This window comes from Kordiimonas gwangyangensis DSM 19435 = JCM 12864, assembly GCF_000375545.1.
Classification (GTDB): Bacteria; Pseudomonadota; Alphaproteobacteria; order Sphingomonadales; family Kordiimonadaceae; genus Kordiimonas; species Kordiimonas gwangyangensis.
The window spans coordinates 88,393-109,795 of the sequence record NZ_AQXF01000004.1 but is presented as its reverse complement, the minus strand read 5'-3'; the positions used below and the strand labels follow the sequence as shown (position 1 = coordinate 109,795).

Genomic DNA, 21,403 nt, shown 5'->3' with positions numbered 1-21,403 from the left:
CACCGAGCCTGTGTGCCATAGCCTCGCTTTCGCCCAAATTGGCCGCAAATATTGGCGGTGCGATGGGCGTTTCATGCTATGAGCGTAACGTTCAGAATGGGGGAAAATATGCAAAGCTTTATGCCCACGACCCTGCCGGGGGTTGGTCATGTCACAGGTGTTTTCTGGAACGCGGACAGGTCGCTGCTCGCGGTCGCGTGCTATTATGACAAATTGGACAGGCCGAACGGGCGCGCATCCTATAGCGGGCAATCGCTTTATCAAGCTGTCATGCTGTACCGCATAGGCGTGGCTGAGCCTATTGCCGTCCTGCGCGACCTGCACCTCCCCACGCACCATATCGCCTTCCATCCCACGCAGCCGGTGATTGCCATCGGTGGCGGGGACTATGACGGCGGGTCCGACTTCATGGGTGAGCTCACGCTGTTCAACTGGCAAACAGGCCAAAACTCCAATGCCGGGCGCGCGGTGCCCGAGGTCATGTGGTGCGACTTTGAAGATGGTGGCGAAAGCCTGCGCATCATCACCCGACCCTGGCACGATGAGCAGTTCTCAAATGAGGACCCCAGCCGCGACCCTCGGAAAACCTATCTCACTGACAAACTCGAGCATATTGCTAGCGTGCTCGCGGGCGATGCCAAGCTGGCCGACCTTATTAACCTGCCCTATGAGGGTGCCGAACCGCTTGCGGATGATGCACCCGAGCTTGCACCCCTCGCCGAGACACAAAACCGGGAAAAGGTGCAGCAGGAACTTGCGCAGGCTTTCGGTGCACCGTTTGTATCGCGCTCCGCCATCTGGGATATCAAATGGTTACCGGACGGCACCCTTGCCGCTGTGCACGATGATTGCCTGCTGGATATATTTGACGCTGAAGGGTCCCCGATTGCCCGGCATATGCCCAAGGCCGCAGGTGAAATGGGCGTGCAGATTCTGGTGTCCGGCACGCAGGTCCTCGTGCACAGTAACCATGAACTGGACGACGATCTCGACAGCCCTGCTGCCTACAAGGGGTCCAAGCTTTATGAGCTTGCGGGTGGTGAGCTTCTACCCCTGCGGTCGTTCAGCCACGACTATGTGTTCTCCGCCTCAGGGCAGAACGCCCTATTGGGCCGCTGCGACAAGGTGGGCTGGCGGGAGGGTGCCGGCAAGGATGTGATTATCACCGGCTCCGGCGCGGGCTTCAATTTCCTCGATCTCGGGAATTATGACTGCTTCAACCACTGGGCGCGGTTTGATGGGGCGGACAGGCAGTATTTCATTCAGGGTACACCGCGGGAAAGCCACAAGGGCAAACATCTTTGTTCCGTGGACGCGGACGGTAAGGAAAGCAAACATTGGCCGCTTCTGGACGGCGACGAACATGCGATGGAGCTTGCCACCTGTTACGGGCGCGACAGCTTCGGGCCTGCCATCGTGATCGCAGGGCTTTATTTTGGCGCACCGTCACCCAAGCAGCCAGACCACGGCTTCCTCTACCGCCGCAGCCCGGATAGGGGTGAGGATGTGTGGCGTCACGCCGCACCCTGCGGTGCGAGCATACTGGCGTTCCACCCGAGTAAGCCGCTCATCGCCTGCGCCTTCCTGAACGGGGAGGTCTGGTTCGTCCACCCAGAAAGCGGTGAGCTCATAAAACAAATCGACCGCTTCGCACCGGACGGGTGTGAAACGGTCGTTTATTCGCTTGATATGGCGGGCGACAGGGTCGCGTTCGGTTGTCTCGACGGCCGTATCCTTGTCTACACCCTCACCGAGCTTGGGCTTGCCTGATCGGGCTTAGCCCACGAAGGCTTTTTCAACCACAAACTCGGCCGGGGCCGCGTTGGAGCCTTCGGTGAGGCCAGCTTTTTCCAGCAGCGCCTTGGTGTCGCGAATCATGTCCATCGAACCACAGATCATCGCCCGGTCCACCGCCGGGTCAAACGGCGGCAGGCCAACAGCGTTGAAGAGCTCACCATTCTCAATGAGGTTGGTAATGCGGCCCATGCGCGCATGCTCCTCGCGCGTGGTGCTGTCGAAATAGGTCAGCTTGCCTTCCACCATCTCACCCAGGAACTCATGGTTCATCAGCTCATCAACAATGAATTTGCTGTAGGCCAGCTCACCTGTCTCGCGGCAGGTGTGGGTCACGATCACATGTTCGAACTTCTCGAACGTCTCCGGGTCGCGGATGATGCTTGCGAACGGCGCAAAGCCCGTACCGGTCGAGAGAAGATAGAGATTCTTGCCCGGCGTCAGTGCGTCATGCACGAGTGTACCAACCGGCTTGCGGCCCAGCAGCACAGTGTCACCAACGTCGATTTTCTGCAGGCGCGAGGTGAGCGGGCCATCAGGCACCTTGATCGAGAAAAACTCGAGCTCTTCGTCCCAGTTCGGGCTTGCAATTGAATAAGCGCGCAAAAGAGGCTTGCCATTCACTTCAAGACCGAGCATAACGAATTCGCCTGAGCGGAAGCGGAAGCCCGACGGGCGTGTTATCCGGAAGGAAAACAGGTTTTCCGTCCAATGGGTCACCGATAGAACCTTCTCATGCGTCGGCCCATTAGACGACACGGGCTTCGCCTGCAGATTAACGTTCAGGTTCATCGGATACTCCTCAAAAAAACCAACAGTTGGTAGATCCAGCGCTCTCACGCCGGTGACGCGGTCGCCCGCGTTGTATTGCAAATAATAATCATTCGCAAGTATTAATTTATCTTTTTATAACCCTTTGGTGTAAAAGGGCCTTTCACGGCTTGAGCGCTATTGGGGAAACTTGCGAAACCTTGACAGGGTACCAAAACTCACCAATCCTCTACTCGTGGTGAGGCACAGTTGGGAACTTTGAGCGCTGCCGTCAAGGGGGCAGTCGCACAAAAGGCTGAGAGCCGATGCAGAATGACATCTCGGGAGGCCTGACGGGGGTCTGGCATTTCGCCAATATTGAATTGAACGAGCGCACAGGTGCCGTGACCGTGGACGGCGTGGTCGCGGACATTGACCGTGCCGGCTTCCTGATTCTCTGTACCCTTGCCCATCAGGCCGGTGAAACGGTCTCCAAGGATACCCTGCTCGCGGCCGCATGGCCGGGCCGCATTGTCTCGGAAAACACGCTTGCGAAAGCCATCAGTCGCCTGCGCACGCTGATGGGGGAGGAGCGCGACCTTATCAAAGCGGTGCACGGTTTTGGCTACCGGCTGCAGGCGGAAGTGAGCTTCACACCGCTTGAGGACGCTGCAGCGGAACCCACACCCGGCGTGCCGGATTACCGTAAAAGCCTCATCGGCTGGCAGCCCTTTGCGGCCATCATCGCAGCGGTGCTTGTTGCCGCCAGCCTCTGGCAGGCGCAAAGCGCCAGCAACCGCGCGGCAGCAGCCGAGGCCGACGCCGAAGCCCTCGCCTCCCTTGTCGCGGACGATATCCTCAGCCTCGCGAACCCTTACCGCACCAACCGGCTTGAGCTGAATGACCGCACGCTTGTCGAACGCACCGTCAAATCGATTGAGGACCGGTTCAACCACGCACCACGCGCGGCAGCCAAGCTCCATAATGCCGTCGCCCATGCCTACAGCGGTTGGGGCGAATACGCCCGCGCGGCCGAACATTTGTTCCAAGCGCGCGACCTATATGCGGGCTTGGGCGGCGATCACCTCGCCGATGTAGCGGAGATGGAGCTCAGCCTCTGCCAACAGCTCCGGCTCGCGGGGGATGTGCGCGCGGCCCTTGATGCCTGCAAAAGCGCCACGGCGTCGGCGGAAGCTGCTGGCATTGCCACGGCACCTGCACGGGTGACCTACGCCAAAGCCCTCTTTGAAGATGGTCAATATGCCCGCACCACCGAGATACTCAGGCCTGTCACCACAGCGGACGCCGACGAGAACAGTGTCAAAACCCGCGCTGACGCGCATTGGTTCCTCGCGCTCAGCGAGCGCAAACTCGCTGATTTTGATGCGGCGCAAGCTGATTTCCTTGATCTCCTTGAGCTGCAGATCAAAACCCACGGCGATGCCCACCCACTCACCGCCTGGGCCTATTCGGACTATGGTGATTTCCTGATTGATATCGGTGACTTTGAAACCGGCCAGAAGGTGCTGGCCAAGGCACAGGGTATTTTTAATGCCACGCTCGGGCCCGACCATCCCGAATCGCTTTCCCCCGGCTATAGCGTCGCCCTAATGCACGCCTGGCGGCATGAGTGGGTGCAAGCGCGTGATCTTTTGCTGCCCCGCCTCGCTGGCTGGCGCGCCACCATCGGGTCAGACCATCTCTGGACACTTTATACCATCACCGAACTCGCGCTGGCGGAAGCCGAGCTCGATCATCGGCTCGCCGCTGACCAATACCTCAAGGAAGCGCGCAAAACGGGCGAACGCCTGCTTTATAATCGCGCCTCCAAAGCGGTTCATTTCCATCTGCGCTGGGCGCGGGTGGAACTCGCCCTCGGCAACTGGGACGCCGCCCAAGCGGAGCTTGATCTGGCCGCACCAAAACTAGCCGCAACCTTTGCCGACGATCACCCATGGCGCGGTCAGGCCCATTGCCTGCTGGCGCGTGTCGCCGCCGGTAAGGGGGATGACGGTCGTGGCCTCCGCGAGGCGAGGCAGTGCCTGAGCGTTTTACTCGCCAGCCTGCCTGAAAAACACCCGGCCATTATCGAGGCCCGTGCCATCATCGCGAAGTTCGGCACACATCTCGCACAAATTCCGCGCACTTTCCGCACAGTGCGCGACCCAAAAATGGGCCGCTGAATCCGGCCGAGAGCCGCAGAAATCTGCGCTCGTCATAACTCGTCATAATTTCTTCAGCGCATGGGCAGAAAGTTTCACAGCGCGGGGAAAGACATTTCCGCTCGCATCGCAGTAGCCTTGTTTTCGTTGTCGGCCGCCAGCCTTGATGGGGAGGTCTGGTGGGTCAAACCGGCACAAAACCGCCCCTTACGGGGAGGCCATTGCTAGCATCAGCGCCGCCTTCGGGTGGCGCTGATCGCGCCCCCGGCAGCAAACAGGAAGGGAGCAGGCCCATGAAAAAATCGCTATTGTCACTCCTGATACTCGCAGCAGCTACGGTGTGGCCTTCACCCGCACAGAAATCCGCACATGCGCAAGACCTGTCGGAAGGCGATTATGAGCTCTGCGCCGTCTACCGGCACGGCCGGTTTGTGGGCCATGACAGCGTGTGCCTCGCGGAGCGCCGCGCCGCGCTGCGAGCACTGGGCGAGGGTTACCGCACCCGGCCATATGTGAATTTCTGCCCTTACTGGGCCAATGGCGGCAATGGCTATAACGCCACCTTCTTCTCGGACGGTCGCCCGCCTGCGCTTTTTGGCACTTGGGATTCGACCCTGAACGGCCGTCCCTGCCTGCCCAAACCCATGCGCAACAATTCCGGCTACTATTGAGGTAAGCCCATGAAAAAGAAAATATTTGTCGCCGCTCTCCTTGCTTCGCTCAGCCACACTGTGGCGGCTGAGGGCCCGAGCCTGCAGGAGACCCGCGATTATATTTTTGGCCGCTGCAATGACATCTACGACAACCAGGGACCAAACGGTTACGGCACCCGCTACTATGTAGGGCAACAAGGCGCGCCAAACCTCTTTACCTTCACGGTTCAAACCAAACGCGACAGCAAGGCCGGCTGGGTGGATGCGCAAGAGGTATTTACCGTTGACCTCCGCGAGACAGACATCCTGCAAGCCACGGAAGAGATTGTCTTTTCCTGTGCAGGCCGGTGTATCCGTTCGACCACGCAGCATGTTGGCGCGAACGGTATCCTGAGCAAATATGGCCTTGAACCAAAACACGGCGCGCGCGACCGCGCGGCGCTAAAGTGCCGCGAGGCCACCAAGACATTGAACGCGTTCAAACACCTGCAGGATCTTGCGGGCGGGCGCAAGAAAGACCCGTTCGCGGGCTGACACCGATCAACGTTTCAAAAAGGTGAGACCATGACAAAAAAAGCCCTGCTCCCCTTCCTCTCCGCCCTTGCGATGACAGGCCTCAGCACCGCGGCTCAGGCGGCATGCGGCACAGAAGGCGGCTATGTCTACATCTGGCAAACCTGTGTGCAGGAAGAAGTGTCCTGGAAGCCCAAAAATGTCTGCGAAGTGCCGGAAGGGCGCGAAACACAGACTGTGGTGATCACCTCAAACGTCTTCTATGATGGTTGGAACAACGGGCGTTATCCGGCCTCGGTCTTCTTTGACGAAGTGCAACTTCAGCTAAGCCTGACCCTGAACGGGCGCGAGTCTCACTGCCACGCCTCGCGGCGGGAAGCCGAGGATGACCTGCGCAATTATCTCGCATCCCAGAAACGTCTGACACGTGGCGGCATCCGCTTTGTCAATGTGCGCATGCCGAACACCTGATGAAGGAAAATATAATGAAATACCTCGCCGCAGCGAGTATCGCGGCCCTGCTGACCACAGGTGTGCAGTCGGCACCGAGTCGCGATAAGACTGTCGCCTATATCCAGAAGCAGTGTGAAGGCACGCCCACCGGATCGGGGCCGGTTACCAGCAACGTGCAAATTGAGGGGACGGTCCTCCGCTTCACCGAAGGTGTGCCCGTCGACGCATCCGCCAGGGGCGATGTTGCCTTCTGGCAGGAGGTCCGCACAATCGACCTTCGGGATGTCAAGAAAATCGACGCGCTCGGCACTTTCCTGCAGCTTCAGTGCGACTATAACTGCGCGAGTGTGGAGGGCTTCTATCTGGGCACAGACGGCCGCAGGCGGCAGCCATCCTGGGGCAACAAGTCAGGCACCAGCCATATGACCTATGCCAACCTTTCCTGCCGGAATACGGACCGGGCGGTCAATGCCATCCAGCACTTGAAAGACCTATCCGGCGAAAGCGAAAAAGACCCGTTCGCGAACTGAGGCTAGTAGCGGTTCGCGAACCGCACCGCTTGCGCGAAATTGAGGAAGAGGTCAAGCCAGCCTTCAACCGGCTTGCCCACGGCTTTCCTCAGGCCAAAGCCGTGCCCGCCATGGGCAAACAGATGTGTTTCCACAAGCGTGCCTTTGGCTTTGAGCGCCGCGCGCAGTAGGACTGCGTTTTCCGCAGGCACCACGTCATCGTCTTCCGCATGCAGAATGAAAAAGGGCGGCGCACCATCCGGCACATTCATGTGCGGCGAGTGTGCGGCCTCGCGCACTGCATCAGCGTCCGCGCCAACCAGTTTCTCGCGTGAACCAGGATGCGCGTTGGGCGCTGACATGGAAATCACCGGATAGATGGGCGCGGCGAGGAAAGGCCTGGCCGAAAGCTCGTCCGCCGCGTCCATGGGTTCATAGACCTTGGTATCATAGCGCGTGCCAAGGTCAGCGCACAGATGACCCCCAGCCGAGAACCCCATGGCCGCCACGCGCTCAGGGTCAATGCCATAGCCCTGTGCGTTGGCACGGATCAGCCGCATGGCGCGCTGCGCGTCAGCGAGCGGCGTGTTGGCACCGTCTTTCCAGCCTTCGTGCGGCAAGCGGTAGAAAAGCACAAAAACAGTATAGCCCTGCGCGCTGAGGCGCCTCCCGACCTCATAACCTTCCTTGTCCACCACCACCCATTTATAACCGCCACCCGGGGTGATCATCACCGCCGCGCCGTTCGGCTTACGCGGCCGGAAAACCGCCATGCGCGGGCGGGTGATGCCGTAAACGGCACGGTCGGTCACCAGCCGGTCCTTGCTGCGTTCGATCACTGTCTCGCTGATTGCGGGATTTTCGCCCCCCGGCAGGCCATTGGGCCACAGATCGATGGTCTCATCCGGTTGCGGCAGACCGGGCGGCAAGTCGCCGCCCTTCACATGGGGCGGCGGCGTTTGTGCGCGGGCCGCAAGCGGTGTCAGGATTGCCGCCAGGCTGCCCATCAAAATTGATCTGCGATTGGCTTTCATGGTCTTGGTCTCCTAACTACCGGGTTGAATATAAGGCGCGCGAGCGAACAGTTCGCGCTGCCACTTGCGTGGGTCATTCACGGCGCGCGTATGGGCATCAAACACCATGGTCGCGCGGTCAGGCAGCGTGTAGCTCGGCCACTCAGCCATGCCAGAATGATTGGGGTTGCCGTGGCGGGCGAGTGCAATGAAGGCGTCCATCATCTTCTCACTCACCGCACGTGCATCCGCGCCCGTGCCAGTGCGAGAGCCTTCGGCGTCAAGCGTGCCGAACACGAGCGGGATATCATGGGTATGGAAGGCACCGCGGCGCGGCTCAAGGGGCGACGGGAAATCAAGCTGGTAGACCCATGTGGCTTTGGCACCGGCTGCTGCGCGCGCATCGGCCTCGATCACCTGCCCCGGCCAGCTGCGGCCCGCCGTTGTCGCGGCATAAAAAACCTGCTCGGCGCTATAGTCGGGGAAATGGTCGCGGTACTGCGCCACCACCCAGTCGGGCGGCAGGTCGATCTTAAGCTCAGGCCCCAGCCGCGCGGCGATATTATCCCAGTTGAGGCCGCGTACCTTGTCGCCATCCGGGCTGATAAAAGCGCGGGTTTCGTCGTGCGTGTTGCCGAGGATCATGGGGATATCGTTCGATTGCGGGTTCGCATCCGGCCAGAAGGGGTGGCGGTCCAGCCATTTCATGTCGAGGGTCGGGCCAAAATACACGCTCTTGCCAAGGATCGGGTCCGTGGCGTGCAGCGCTTCGACGAGTGCCTCCGTCGGCAGGGTCAGAAGTTTTCCGACGTCGCCATCACCAAGGCCAAGTTCGGCCATATAGGCACGGGTGCGCGCGGTGCCGTTCATTGCGCCTTGGGCTGTGACCTGCTGCCCGCTCATGGTCGCCGCCGAATGAAAAAGCCCTTTGGCGGCAGGCATGCCCATAAGCGTCGCGATCTTGGCACCCCCGCCGGATTGGCCGAACACCATCACCCGGGAAGCGTCACCACCAAAGGCGGCGATGTTGCGCTTGATCCACTGGAGCGCGAGGATAAGGTCAAGCTGCCCCACGTTGCCGCTGTCGGCAAAACGCGCATCAAGCCCGGCAAGATACAAATAGCCGAAGGCGTTGAGGCGATGATTGACGGTCACAACCACGACATCGCCACGGGCAGCAAGATGACTGCCGTCATTCATCGGGTCGGTCACGCTGCCGGTGGAATATGCCCCACCATGGAAATAGACCATGACCGGGCGCTTGGCGTGCACGTCCAAGCCCGGCGTCCAGACATTGAGGAACAGGCAATCTTCTGTTTCTGGTGCGTAACGATCCCCGCGTTGCGGACATACGGGGCCGAAGGAGAGCGCATCGCGAACGCCTGACCATGCTTTCGCGGGTACTGGTGCCTGGAAGCGCGTGCTCCCGGTATCCTCGCCATAGCGAATGCCACGGAAGACCGATAACCCGCCCTCAAGCGCACCACGCAGGCGGCCTTCTTGTATGGAAACAATGGGGTCGCTTTTGGCGCTCACGGGTGCGGCGGCCAGCGCGAATGTGGCGGCGGTGCCAGCCAGCATGGTGCGGCGGTTGATCATGGTGCATCCCTCCCAAAATGCGGTGAATTCAAAACTGTACGCCCTAACGGCGCACGTCAGAGATACCTTCCTTGAATGCTTCAATGTCACCCGTGGTGAACATGCCTGCGTCCCCCGGCAGGCTGTGTTTGAGGCAGGCAAGCGCGAGGCCCACCTCCGCCGTATCTTCGAGCGACGCGCCCGTGAGCACACCATGCAGCACGCCGGCTGCAAAGGCGTCGCCCGTACCGATGCGGTCCACAACGCCGGAGACGACGACCTCGTCCGTCTGGGCAAAATGCCCGGGCAGGTCCACGCGGGCAGCGATACGGTGACGGTCGGCATCGTCAATATGGCGCGCGGTTGACGCCATCAGGCTCAGGTTCGGGAACGCATCAAATGCGGCTTCCGCGGCCGCGCGGCGGAGCACCGGGCCTTCGCCAGAGAACTCCCGGTCCAGCAGCAAGGACACATCGCGGTGATTGCCGATGAGGATATCGGCATAACCCACAAGCTCGTTCAGGACCGTGCGCGGGTTGCTGTCCCACGCTTCCCACAGGCGGGCGCGGTAGTTGCCGTCAAAGGAGATCTTGATACCGTTCGCGCGTGCATATTCGGCTGCCGTAATGGCTGCTTGCGCAGCACCGGGACCAAGCGCGGGTGTGATGCCGGACAGGTGCAAATGGCTGCAGCCCTCTAGGAGGGTTTCCCAGTCCCAGCTCTCGGGCGCAGCTTCCGCGAAGCTTGAGCCTGCGCGGTCATAAATCACTTCAGAAGCGCGCAGGCCCGCCCCGGGGGTTAAAAAATATAAGCCCATGCGGCCGGGCAGGCGGAGTACGGTCGAACAGTCGGTGCCATGCTTCTGGACTTCGCCCACCACGGCACGGCCGAGCGAGCTTGCAGGCACCGCGCTGATCATGCGCGTCTTGTGGCCGAGGTGCGCAAGGCCGATCGCCACATTGGCTTCCGCGCCGCCGACAAAAGCGTCTAGGGACGGCGACTGAAGCAACAGTTGCCGCCCCGGCGTGGAGAGACGCATGAGCAGTTCACCAAAAAATGCGATACGACCGGCCATGGCAAATGCTCCTAACGTGCGAGCCAGCCGCCATCCACCGGGATGACAGCACCGTGCACATATGCCCCGGCGTCGGACGCAAGGAACACAGCCGCGCCCGCCAGATCGTCCGGCTTACCCCAACGACCAGCCGGAATACGGCCAAGGATCTCCGCGTTGCGTTTTTCGTCCGCACGCAAAGCTTCGGTGTTGTTGGTGGCAAAATAGCCGGGCGCAATGGCGTTCACATTGATGTCCTTTGATGCCCATTCATTCGCCAGCAGTTTGGTGAGGCCCGCGATACCGCTTTTGGACGCAGTATAGGACGCCACACGGATACCACCCTGGAACGACAGCATGGACGCGATATTGATGATGCTGCCTCCCTTGCCAACATCCGTCACATGGCGCGCGAAGGCCTGGGAGAGGAAAAACGCGGTCTTGAGATTCACGTTCATCACCGTGTCCCACTCGGCTTCAGTGAAATCGAGGGCATCATTGCGCATGATGGTGCCGGCGTTATTGATAAGGATATCGACCGTGCCAAAAACCTTCACGGCTTCGTCCACCACAGCACCCACAACAGACGCGTCACCAAGGTCGGCCTTGATGAAGTGGAACTTGCGGCCGAGCGCTTCGACATCTGCCTTGGTGGCGTCAGGGGCGCTGCGGCCAACGGCGGCGATATCGGCGCCTGCCTGAGCAAGGCCAACGGCAAGCGCCTGACCAAGGCCAGTGTTGGCGCCGGTTACCAGCGCCACCTTGCCAGTGAGATCAAAATTTGTGCTCATCTTCCCTGCCCTTATTTCAACTGGCAGATATCAAGCACGCACATGTCGGTGTAGTCGAGGTTTTCACCGCCCATGGCCCAGATGAAGGCATAGTTCTGCGTGCCCGAACCCATGTGGATCGACCATGGCGGGGAGATAACAGCTTCCTCGTTCTCAACCACGATATGACGTGCCTTGTCCGGCTCGCCCATGAAGTGGAAGACACGGTTGTCTTCACCGAGATCGAAGTAGAAATAAATCTCCGAACGGCGGTCATGCAGGTGCGGCGGCATGGTGTTCCACACACTGCCGGTGTTGAGGATGGTGAGACCAAGCAGAAGCTGGCAGGACTTGCAGGTCTCCGGCACGATATACTGGTAGATGGTGCGCTCGTTTGAGGTCTCAAGCGATCCACGCTCCAGCGGCACCGCCTTGTCGATGGAGATTTTCACGATGTCAAAACGGGTGTGCGCCGGCGTGGAGGCGAGATAGAATTTCGCCGGGTTCGCAGCGTCCACGGATTCGAAGGTCACCTCCTTGCAGCCCATCGGGATATAAAGGCCGTCCTTCGGCGCCATATCATAGCTTTCGCCGTCGATCGTGATGCGGCCAGCGCCGCCGCCTACGTTCACGGCACCGAGTTCGCGGCGCTCCAGGAAGGGTTTGCCTGCAACCGGCTCGGTCTGCTCAGGCAGCTTCACTGCTTTCGTGACAGGTGCCGCGCCGCCAATGACAAAACGTTCGTTGTGCGAATAGTTGAGGGTAACCTCATCCGCCTTGAACATACCGGTGACGAGATAATGCTCACGCAGGTCGTCGTTGCTGGCGCCGTCCATCATCACCGGATGGGTCGCCTGATAAGTCTTTTCAAACATGCTCTTCTCCTTTGATCCTTTGCGCTTGTGCTCGCGCTTCAACCGGTTTGTCTCGAATTAAGGTAACCGGTGTCATTTTTCAAAAACATATATGCTTGGGCCCTGCCGTGCAAATGAAATCTCGGTTTATTTTGCCGGTTTGGCGGTCGATTCCCTGACCACAATTTCGGGCATGAAACTGATGGGCTCCGTGCGTTTCGGCGCGTCCGCGGGCGCGAGCAGCATGGCCGCGGCCGACTTGCCCATCTCGCGGATCGGCAGTTTCACGGTCGTGAGCGTCGGCGACACACGCGAGGCAATCGGTGTGTCATCGAAACCGACGATGGACACATCATACGGCACCCGCAGCTTCATCTCGCGCGCGACCTGATAGACACCGAGCGCCATCTCGTCGTTACCGGCAAAAATGGCGGTCGGCCGGTCAGTGCGCGACAGCAGTATACGCGCGCATTCCACACCCGAATCGAAGGTATAACCACCCTCGATCACCATATCGTCGGGCAGGTCTAGGCCATGCTCGGCAAGGCCGGACTTGAAGCCGCGTAGACGCTCGTGCGAGGAGCGGAAAGTCTCAAGACCGCGGATGTGCGCAATCCGTGTGTGGCCAAGTTTGGCGATGTGGCGGGCGGCCTGTGCCGCACCCTCGGCATCGTGGGTCCAGATCATGCGGTCAGGTTCATCGAGCACGACGGAGGCAATGCGCACATAGGGGCAGTTGGCGGCGCGCAGAAGTTCAGCCACCTTTTCATCTTCCGATACCGACGGCGGCAGGATGGCGCCAAAAAGGCGCTGTTGTTCGAGAAAGGCCTGCATAGCCTCATAGAAGCGCGGCGCATTCCGATCACACGGGCGCACCACCAGCTGGTAGGCGGTGTCCTCGAGCGTATCAAGGATGCCGCGCTGCATGTTCACCACATACTGCGGGCTCGGGTTATCGTAAATCATGGCGACAAGGAAGGAGCGGCGGAACGCCAGTGCACGCGCCTGCAGGTCAGGCGAGAAGTCATGCTCGGCGATGATGGCCTTGATGCGGTCCCGCGTCTCGGCACGCACCCGCGGCGAATCGTTGATGACGCGCGATACGGTCTTCTTCGAGACATTCGCAAGCCGCGCGATGTCATTGATCGTCAGTTTGGTTTTCAACGCTTACCTTCCCCTAGTTCGTCGCGGCGCGAACGCCGCGACAGGCCCATCCCAGCCCTTCTTTGATTTCGGGGAGCTTAGTGCGCACGTCCGCGCGACACCAGCCCCTAATTTTCCGCCGCTTAAGTGCCTTTGGCCTTAGAGCCACTATCGAGCGCATCGGCGGAACGCGGTGTCATGTCGTGCAGGTTCCAAAGCTCAGGGTCGAAGGCACGATGGGTTTCCTTCATCTTCGGATACCCGCCTACTTCCTGCTCACTATCGATGATCTCGCCGCGCCCTTCGGCCACATCGGCCAGGATGCGGGTGTCGTTATAGTCCCGGTCCCACGGGCGGGCGCCCACGGTTGCGAGTACCCATGTTTCCACCTCACCAGACGATTTGGCTTTGAGGCCTGCGGGCCAATCAAGCGGCTTTTTTGCCTTCAAGACCTTGCCGCCACCGACAGTATAGTGACCCACTTCCTGGATCGGTTCACCAATACGGTCAACGGCCACATTGTCCTTGCTGTAATAATCAAGGTCACCCACACCGCCAATCATCAGGAAGGACGACGGTGTTGGTGTGTCTGGCCCCGCACGCAGCACGTTACCGACTGCTGTGAGGTGGCCGTTCACTGGCGCAACCTTGCCCCACTCAAGCCCCTGAAGGTTGTAGTGGATGCCGCGCTGGCCCGGGTTATAGATGAAGTTGTTTACCACCGCGCCACGCACACCGCCCTTGAACAGCGGGTTTCGCTCATAATTGTGCGCATAGAGGTTCGCGTAAATCAGGATGTCGCTGACGTTATCATGGATGAGCGAGCCCTTGGAGTGTTCGCCTTTCGCATGGGTCGAATGCGACAGCCCTTCGGCCACAAGGTTATGGCTGAAGGTGATGGCGTGGCTCGTGCCTTTGCGCCAGTCGTCTGGTGTTTCGCCGGTGAAGCGCGGGCCGGAAGCAGACATATTCTCGTCCGTCGCCCAGGTGAGCGAGCAGTGGTCCACAATCACATTATAGGCGCCCGCCGTTGTGGTGATGGCATCAATGTCGTGACCGCTGCGTTTGGCGAAACCACCTTCACCGGGGCGAATGCGCAGGTGCTGGATGATCACATCATTGGTCGCGATGGTCAGCCCGCCGCGGATGATGGTGATGCCCGGCGACGGCGCGGTCTGGCCCGCCACAGTCAGGAAAGGTGATTTGATCTTGAATTCACTGGCGCCCAGATCGATCACGCCGCCGACCTCAAAAACAACAATACGAGGACCTTCAGCCGCCAGCGCTTCCACAAGCGAACCGGGACCGCCTGCATTCAGGTTGGTGACCTTGATAATCTTGCCACCGCGGCCGCCGGGTGTGTTTTTGGCCCAGCCCTCAGCGCCCGGGAAGGCAAGACTGCTTGCCGCCACATCTTCCGCGTATGCGGCCGATGCGACCGCAAAAGTGGACCCAACCGCAAACAGAGCGGCACAAACAAGCGGACGCACGAACTGTGCAACACGCAACTTCATAGAATCTCTCCCCTTTTCTGCCCCGCGAACCTTGACCTTCGGGGCTAAACCTTAAAACAGGAACCAATAACATTTGCAAATGACACCGGTTTCCTATAGCGTTTCTTTTGCCTTGTGGGAAGCAAGGATATGTACCTGAGGTCTAACTTAACCAAAAAATGACACCGGTTACCATAAATTTATTCCGATAGGGTTTGGGGACAGGGAAGAAAGTATGAACAGTATGAAACATCCATCTGCCGGGCAGATTGCCCGCGCCTTTGTTTCGGCCCGCGCCAAGGGCCAGTCGCTCCCGGACTATCCCGGCACGATCCCTGATGACATCAGCCAATCCTATCATATCCAGGACGCGGCGATTGAGCTTTGGCAGGATGAAGTAGGTGGTTGGAAAGTGGGCCGGATCGGCGAACCGCTAGCCACCGAGTTCGGCATGGACCGGCTGGTCGGTCCCATTTTCAACCGCCATATTGTACGCACGAGTGACGAACCCACAGCCTCCGCCATCTTTGAAGGTGGGTTTGGCGCCGTGGAAGCCGAATTTGTGCTCGAAATTGGCGAAGACACACCCACAGGTAAAACAAGCTGGACGCGCGAGGAAGCCCGCGCCGTCGTCTCGAACGTTTATATCGGTGTCGAGATCGCGAGCAGCCCGCTTGCCACCATCAATGAGCTTGGCCCCAAGGTGATTGTCTCCGACTTCGGTAACAACGCGAGCCTGATCGTGGGACCCGAACTCAAAGGCTGGCAGGACCGCGCTTTTGAAGACTGGACGGCCGAGACATTCATTGAGGGCGCGAGCATTGCCACCGGCACCGCGGCTGGCCTGCCCGGTGGTCCTTACGAATCGGTACGTTTCCTGCTGGAACTGTCTGCCAAACGCGGCATGCCGCTCAAGGCCGGCTGCCTTGTTTCGAGCGGGGCAATCACTGGGGTACATGATATTCTACCCGGCCAAAACTCCCGCATCAGCTTCGGGAAAGATGGTGACATTTTCTGCCAAGCCGTCAAAGGTGAAGCAGAGCCGGAGGCATTCCCCGCCGCATTCGAGAACTGAAAGGAGTGGATGGCGACATGTTGAACAGACGACATCTCCTTGCAGGCCTCACTGGCACCGCACTTGCCCCCCTGATGGCGGGCATTGCCAAAGCCGCGACACCTGCTGAACTGCTGCGCATTGCCGAAGTGCATGTGTCCGATTTCCCGACCGTGAAAGCGATGCAGTGGATGGACAAGGAGCTGGGCGCCGCTACCAGTGGCGAGGTCGGCTTCCGCGTATACCACTCCGGCCAATTGGGGCGCGAGAAAGATACCATCCAGCTTGCCCGCATCGGCGCGCTTGCCTGCACTCGCGTGCACAGTTCCGCGCTCAATAATGCGGTGCCCGCCACACGCATCATGTCGCTGCCCTATGTTTTCGATTCGACCGAGCATATGCGCCGGGTGTTTGATGGCCCGGTGGGTGAAGAGATCCTCGCTGCGTGCCGCGAAATCGGCCTCGTCGGCCTTGCGATCTATGATTCCGGTTCGCGCAATTTCTACAACACGCGCCACCCCATTGAGATGCCTGAGGACCTGCATGGCCTCAAGCTCCGGGTGCCGCAGTCGGATATTTTCATTGAGACCGTCGCTGGCCTTGGCGCCAACCCGACACCGCTTTCCTACGGTGAGGTTTTCTCAAGCCTTCAGACCCACCTGATTGATGGTGCAGAGAACAACTGGCCCAGCTTCCAGACCAGCCAGCAATACAAGATTGCGAACTATTGGTCCGAGACCGAACACTCTTTCGCGCCCGACATGCTGCTGATGTCGGAGAAGGTCGCGAATGAGCTTGGGGCGGATGTGAGCGGCGTCATTTTTGATGCAGCAAAACGCTCGGTGCCGGTGATGCGCACACACTGGGACGCCGCGGTTGATAGGTCGCGCTCCATAGTAACCGAGGCTGGCGTGAAGATTAACGCGGTCGACAAGCCAGCTTTCCGCAAGGCCGCCGAACCGCTTCTCGAACAATACCTCAAGGACCCGGAAATTCGCCGCCTGTATGACGCCGTGCGCGCGCAGGCCTGAGCGAGAGAGACCGGCCTTCATGTGAACCCTGGGGAGGGATGAATGACAGATAGTGATGGCCTCGAAAAAGGCCCCTTCAGGATACTGGCGCTGCTGGCGCTCATTGGTTCATGCAGCGCGCTGGTGCTGCTGGTGCTCGTGGAAGTCTGGCAGGTGATCGGGCGTTATGCGCTCAACGACTCGCCAAGCTGGACCGAGCCTGTTGCGCTCCTGATGCTCAAATTCGCGCTGATGCTGGGTGCCGCCATCGGCATCCGCAGCGAAGCACACTTCCGCTTCCTTCTGCTTGTTGAAGCCGCGAACGAGGTTTGGCGACCACGCCTTGAGGCGCTTGCCCGCGCTGTCTGCGCCATTATCGGCCTGACCCTTGCCATCTGGTCCACGATCATGGCGGGGGAAACCTGGGGTATCAAGGTGGCGGGCGCTGCCATGCCCACCGGCATCTATTTTGTACCGTTCGCTTTAGGCGGCGCACTCATTGCGCTTTTCGCCATCGAGCGCTTTTTCATCGCCACCACACCGGCCTCCACCGCCGCCCAAGTGATGGAGCAGACCCATGGCCATTAGTATCCTGTTTTTTGTTTTCCTGATCCTGCTGCTCCTTGGTGTACCGGTTGCTTTCGCACTCGCGAGCGCGTCGTTTGTCACCGTGCTGTACCTTGGCCTGCCGGCCCATGTGTTTGTGATTGAAACGGTCGCGGGTACCGACAGTTCCACCCTCATCGCCATCCCGCTTTTCATCTTTGCCGGGCAACTGATGATGAGTGGCGGCATTTCAGCCAAGCTGATTGCACTCGCCTCCGCCTTTGTCGGCCATATCCGTGGCGGGCTTGGCCAGGTCAACGTGCTGTCGTGCCTGTTCTTTGGCGGTGTGTCGGGTTCGGCCCTCGCGGACGTATCCGCCGTTGGTGGGGCCATGATCCCGCAGATGGTCAAACGCGGCTATGACCGCGACTATGCGGTGAATGTGACTGTCGCCTCGGCGCTGGTGGCGCTTCTGGTGCCGCCCTCGCACAACCTCATTCTTTATTCGGCGTCAGCTGGCGGTTCAATCTCGATCGCGGACCTGTTCGCGGCGGGCATCATCCCCGCACTCCTCCTCATGCTATCGGTCATGATCACGGCGTATATCATCGCTCGCAAGCGCGGCTATGAAACGGCCAAGTTCCCCGGCTTACAGGAACTCGCCATCCGTTTTATAGCTGCGCTTCCGGGTCTTTTGCTGATTTTCGTGATCTTTGGTGGTATCCGAGCAGGCATCTTCACAGCCGTTGAATCCGCATCCGTCGCTGTGCTTTATGCGCTTGCGGTCACCGCCCTTCTCTACCGTGACCTGCCGTGGTCCGAATTTTTTGCCGCCTGCATGCGCGCCGCAAAAATGAGCGGGGTGATCCTGTTCGTGATCTCATCCGCCGCCGCCTTCGGTTGGCTCATGGCCTACCTTGAAGTGCCCACAAAAGCCGTGGAAGCCATCAGCGCGCTGACCGACAGCCCGCTTGGCATCCTGATCCTGATCAACATCGCGCTTCTGATCCTTGGTACGTTCATGGACATGGCGCCACTTATCATCATCTGCACACCGATCTTTTTGCCGATCGCCAAGGCCTTCAGCATCGACCCCGTGCAGTTCGGCATCATCCTTGTGCTGAACGCCGGCATCGGGCTCATCACGCCACCTGTGGGATCGGTGCTGTTTGTGGGTACCGCCATCGGCAAGATCAGTATCGCGCAAACACTCAAAACGCTGTGGCCTTTCTATATCGCAGGCCTCGCGGTGCTGATCCTCGTAGCCTATGTGCCGATCATCTCACTCTGGCTGCCGAACCTCCTGAAATGACGAAACTCAAGCACATCGGCGCGGGCCTTCTCACGCTCGCGCTTCTGTCCTGCACCGACACGCCCGAGAGTGTCTTGTCGGTGAATGGGGATAGCGACCATATCGATGTGCATGACGACATGGGCCCGGTGCTGAGGTACCAGATCGCCGCGCTTTCCAAGGACGAACCCTGGCGCGCCAATTACCTGCACCCGGTGTTTTCACCGAGTGGCGCGATCGTGACGGAGAATGCGCCGGAGGATCACATCCATCACCGCGGCATCTTCTGGTCGTGGCGCGGCCTGTTTGTTGACGGCAAAAGCGTGGGAGACGCCTGGGTTGGCGACCATATCAGCTATGTGCCCACCTTCCAGTCCTACGGCCAGCAGTCCGACGGCGGTGTGCGCATTGAAACCGGCACGCTTTGGCGCACCGACGCGCTTGAGACGCCGACAGACTTCCTGCGGGAAGAAACTACCGTCACCGTCTGGCCGGAGAAAGACGGCAGCCGCCGCCTTCAGCTCCGCGTCGCGCTAACGGCGCTTGTACCCGGCGTCAGCATTGCCGGGTCAGACAATGAAAAAGGCTATGGCGGGCTGTCGTTCCGCTTTGGACGGGCTGACAAGATGGACATCTCGTCAGAAGGCAAAAGCCTGACCGCAACACCGGCCCCGGTGGAAACTGGTGACGAGGTTGACTTCCAGTTCCGCAACCCACCGGCAGGATGGCCACAATCGCTCTCCATTGCGTGCGAGGTGAATGACAAACCATTGCACAACTGGATCCTGCGGCAGGAGTTGAGCATGCAAAACTGCGCATGGCCCGGCCGTAGCCCAGCCGCCATCCCAACAGACCGTCCGGTTGTCCTGAGCGCCGACATCACCCTCCGCTAGCCCATACAGTCTTAATCTCGCACCCCAACCCGCTTCGGCATAAAAAAAGCCTGAAGCGGCTTGGAGGGCCCACTTCAGGCAGAGGTTGAGAACCAGGGAGAGACAAGTCGGAAGGGGGGCTCGCCCTGATCTGGGTACCAGGAGGTGGTTTACGACCTAATCATCGTAAAGCGCCTCGTAGGTGAAGTTCGCGAAGCGCGCAGTGCCCTTGCCCGCCGCATAAAAGCCGGGCCGAAGGCTCAGGAAGTCATAGGCCACATTGTGGTGGTAGCCAGACACTTCCATCTGCACATCAAATTTTTGCCAACTGCTGCCGCCGTCCACACTGGTGTGGATGGTCAGGATATTCTGTCGGTTTGTCAGCCGGAACCGAAGCGAACGCACAGGGACCTTGGGCGCACCCGGGTCACGCTGGCCCGGCACCGCACCGCGGCGGCGCGGCAGGCCATAGCGGTGCATCATGAGGCCATCTGGTCCAAGGCCAAGCCCGGCATAGAGGCGGCGGTTGTAGAAAAGCAGCATGCCTGCTTCAGTCGCGCCGTCCACTTCCACATCCATTTCAATTCGGTAGCTCTGGTCCCCCGAGATACAGGTGATGGGGGAGCAGTTGGAGGGCTCTGTACCCTTACCCGTGACAAAAAGTTCGCGGTTGCCATAGCGCACGCGCTTCATCTCATCGGGCGCGGGGTCATAAAAAGCCCACTGCAGGCCGAACCGGTTGCTTGAGAAATCATCACTGAGCGGCTGGCCGTGGGGTTGTGGGCCAAGGTCAATCGGCTTCCTGATCGGTTTCGAGAGGTCACCACCAAGCGGCTTCGGCCAACCGTCATCGCCCCACGCGACCGGCTCGAGCAGTGCTTGCCGCCCGAGGGTCCAATAGCCGTTCTCATAGCCGTGATAGATCATCCACCACTGGCTGTCCGGGCCTTCAAAGAGTGTCGCATGACCGCGGGACCACCATTTCTCAACCGCGCTTTCGGTGCGCAGGATGGGGTTCATCGGCGCATCTTCCCATGGACCGTCGAGGGTTTTCGACCGCGCCATGATCACCATATGCCCGGTGGGCGGGCCTGCGGTGCCACCAACAGCCGTGACCATATAATAATACTCCCCGCGCTGGACAACCTTCGGCCCCTCGGGCGCAAAAGTTTCCACCACCCAGTCTTCCGGGTAGCGCCAGGGGTCATAGACGTGCTCCACCTCACCCGCGAGCGCGAGGCCATCAGGCGAGAGCTTCACCCGGTCACCACCCGATAGGAACAGATAACGTGTACCGTCCTCAGCCACCGCATGGCCGGGGTCGATATGGTGGTGGAGCTTCAGGTCAATGGGGTCAGACCACGGACCTTCGATGCGCTCGGCATGGATCACATAAATGGACCGGTAGTCCGGGAAGCGGGCCGGAATGTAGCAGTAGAAGCGGCCATCATGTTTGGTCAGTTCCGGCGCCCATACGGAGCCAATCGGCTTCGTGAGCGCTGCCGTCACTGGCCGCCAGTTCACGAGATCACGACTATGCCAGATGACAATGCCCGGATAACTGTCGAAGCTGGAGAAGGTGAGGTAATAGTCCTCCCCGTCGCGCATGATGGTGGGGTCAGGATGATCGCCCGCAAAAACAGGATTGAGAAAGGTACCGTCGCCGAGGTCGGCTTTGCGCTGGCCTTCAAAACCACGCCCCCAGCGCATGGCGGCGTAAGGGTCCAGTGACGATGACGCGCGCGAGCCTTGTGCCGAAGCCGAACCGCCAAAAGGGTTTATGGGCAACGCGGCGAGGGCAGAAGTTCCCAAAAGCACTTTCAAAAGTGATCGTCTGTTCATCGTCGTTCCCCAATCTGAAATAGGCAAAAAAAGGCCGGGACGCAGGTAG

20 protein-coding genes are annotated in these 21,403 nt (G+C 59.8%); 11 read left to right on the top strand and 9 right to left on the bottom strand.

Annotation, left to right across the window (positions count from 1 at the left end; genetic code table 11):
- Nucleotides 1–108: 108 nt before the first annotated feature.
- On the top strand, nt 109–1,770 hold the full coding sequence (locus B150_RS0112110) for a hypothetical protein (protein ID WP_020400197.1): 1,662 nt from the start codon (nt 109–111) through the stop codon (nt 1,768–1,770).
- 6 nt (nt 1,771–1,776) lie between these two features.
- Here B150_RS0112110 and B150_RS0112105 read toward each other — a convergent pair whose 3' ends face one another.
- A complete protein-coding gene (locus B150_RS0112105; protein WP_020400196.1) occupies nt 1,777–2,586 on the bottom strand; it encodes a ferredoxin--NADP reductase in 810 nt (269 codons plus the stop codon).
- Between the two features lie 284 nt (nt 2,587–2,870).
- Here B150_RS0112105 and B150_RS0112100 point away from each other — a divergent pair, with 284 nt between their 5' ends.
- The 5 genes from B150_RS0112100 to B150_RS0112080 all read left to right on the top strand — a co-directional run bounded on the left by B150_RS0112100 (nt 2,871) and on the right by B150_RS0112080 (nt 6,855).
- Nucleotides 2,871–4,727, top strand: a complete 1,857-nt coding sequence (locus tag B150_RS0112100; RefSeq protein ID WP_020400195.1) for a tetratricopeptide repeat protein — start codon at nt 2,871–2,873, stop codon at nt 4,725–4,727.
- 272 nt (nt 4,728–4,999) lie between these two features.
- Nucleotides 5,000–5,377, top strand: a complete 378-nt coding sequence (locus tag B150_RS0112095; RefSeq protein WP_020400194.1) for a hypothetical protein — start codon at nt 5,000–5,002, stop codon at nt 5,375–5,377.
- A 9-nt stretch (nt 5,378–5,386) separates the two neighbouring features.
- Nucleotides 5,387–5,893 (top strand): hypothetical protein, encoded by a 507-nt coding sequence (locus B150_RS0112090; RefSeq protein WP_020400193.1) that lies wholly within the window; start codon nt 5,387–5,389, stop codon nt 5,891–5,893.
- A 30-nt stretch (nt 5,894–5,923) separates the two neighbouring features.
- Complete coding sequence (locus B150_RS0112085) at nt 5,924–6,343, top strand: invasion associated locus B family protein (protein ID WP_020400192.1); 420 nt, start codon at nt 5,924–5,926, stop codon at nt 6,341–6,343.
- A 14-nt stretch (nt 6,344–6,357) separates the two neighbouring features.
- A complete protein-coding gene (locus B150_RS0112080) occupies nt 6,358–6,855 on the top strand; it encodes a hypothetical protein (protein ID WP_020400191.1) in 498 nt (165 codons plus the stop codon).
- Nucleotides 6,856–6,857: 2 nt separating this feature from the next.
- Here the strand turns inward: B150_RS0112080 and B150_RS0112075 are convergent, their stop codons facing one another.
- From B150_RS0112075 to B150_RS0112045, 7 genes are all read right to left on the bottom strand, one after another.
- Entirely contained in the window at nt 6,858–7,868 is a 1,011-nt protein-coding gene (locus B150_RS0112075; protein ID WP_026168350.1) for an alpha/beta hydrolase, read from the bottom strand.
- Nucleotides 7,869–7,880: 12 nt separating this feature from the next.
- The gene (locus tag B150_RS0112070; RefSeq protein ID WP_020400189.1) at nt 7,881–9,446 is read right to left on the bottom strand and encodes a carboxylesterase/lipase family protein; all 1,566 of its coding nucleotides are present in this window, start codon (nt 9,444–9,446) and stop codon (nt 7,881–7,883) included.
- A 43-nt stretch (nt 9,447–9,489) separates the two neighbouring features.
- Entirely contained in the window at nt 9,490–10,500 is a 1,011-nt protein-coding gene (locus B150_RS0112065) for a sugar kinase (RefSeq protein ID WP_020400188.1), read from the bottom strand.
- Nucleotides 10,501–10,511: 11 nt separating this feature from the next.
- On the bottom strand, nt 10,512–11,270 hold the full coding sequence (gene kduD, locus B150_RS0112060) for a 2-dehydro-3-deoxy-D-gluconate 5-dehydrogenase KduD (RefSeq protein WP_020400187.1): 759 nt from the start codon (nt 11,268–11,270) through the stop codon (nt 10,512–10,514).
- 11 nt (nt 11,271–11,281) lie between these two features.
- Entirely contained in the window at nt 11,282–12,124 is an 843-nt protein-coding gene (gene kduI / locus B150_RS0112055; RefSeq protein ID WP_020400186.1) for a 5-dehydro-4-deoxy-D-glucuronate isomerase, read from the bottom strand.
- Between the two features lie 126 nt (nt 12,125–12,250).
- Nucleotides 12,251–13,267 carry a LacI family DNA-binding transcriptional regulator gene (locus tag B150_RS0112050; RefSeq protein ID WP_020400185.1) on the bottom strand — a complete coding sequence of 339 codons (1,017 nt, stop codon included), beginning with the start codon at nt 13,265–13,267 and terminating at the stop codon, nt 12,251–12,253.
- Between the two features lie 122 nt (nt 13,268–13,389).
- A complete protein-coding gene (locus B150_RS0112045) occupies nt 13,390–14,760 on the bottom strand; it encodes a pectate lyase family protein (RefSeq protein WP_020400184.1) in 1,371 nt (456 codons plus the stop codon).
- A 214-nt stretch (nt 14,761–14,974) separates the two neighbouring features.
- On the opposite strand from B150_RS0112045, the gene B150_RS0112040 reads away from it, so the two are divergent.
- From B150_RS0112040 to B150_RS0112020, 5 genes are read left to right on the top strand one after another with little or no spacing between them, the layout of a single operon-like run.
- Nucleotides 14,975–15,814, top strand: a complete 840-nt coding sequence (locus B150_RS0112040; protein ID WP_020400183.1) for a 2-keto-4-pentenoate hydratase — start codon at nt 14,975–14,977, stop codon at nt 15,812–15,814.
- Nucleotides 15,815–15,831: 17 nt separating this feature from the next.
- Nucleotides 15,832–16,824 carry a TRAP transporter substrate-binding protein gene (locus B150_RS0112035; RefSeq protein WP_020400182.1) on the top strand — a complete coding sequence of 331 codons (993 nt, stop codon included), beginning with the start codon at nt 15,832–15,834 and terminating at the stop codon, nt 16,822–16,824.
- Between the two features lie 42 nt (nt 16,825–16,866).
- The gene (locus B150_RS0112030) at nt 16,867–17,391 is read left to right on the top strand and encodes a TRAP transporter small permease (protein WP_020400181.1); all 525 of its coding nucleotides are present in this window, start codon (nt 16,867–16,869) and stop codon (nt 17,389–17,391) included.
- The gene (locus tag B150_RS0112025; RefSeq protein WP_020400180.1) at nt 17,381–18,661 is read left to right on the top strand and encodes a TRAP transporter large permease; all 1,281 of its coding nucleotides are present in this window, start codon (nt 17,381–17,383) and stop codon (nt 18,659–18,661) included. The genes B150_RS0112030 and B150_RS0112025 overlap by 11 nt, the downstream gene beginning before the upstream one ends.
- A complete protein-coding gene (locus tag B150_RS0112020) occupies nt 18,658–19,533 on the top strand; it encodes a DUF6807 family protein (protein WP_020400179.1) in 876 nt (291 codons plus the stop codon). The genes B150_RS0112025 and B150_RS0112020 overlap by 4 nt, the downstream gene beginning before the upstream one ends.
- Before the next feature lie 156 nt (nt 19,534–19,689).
- On the opposite strand, the gene B150_RS0112015 is transcribed toward B150_RS0112020, so the two are convergent.
- A complete protein-coding gene (locus B150_RS0112015) occupies nt 19,690–21,354 on the bottom strand; it encodes a family 43 glycosylhydrolase (protein ID WP_026168349.1) in 1,665 nt (554 codons plus the stop codon).
- Between the last annotated feature and the right edge of the window lie 49 nt (nt 21,355–21,403).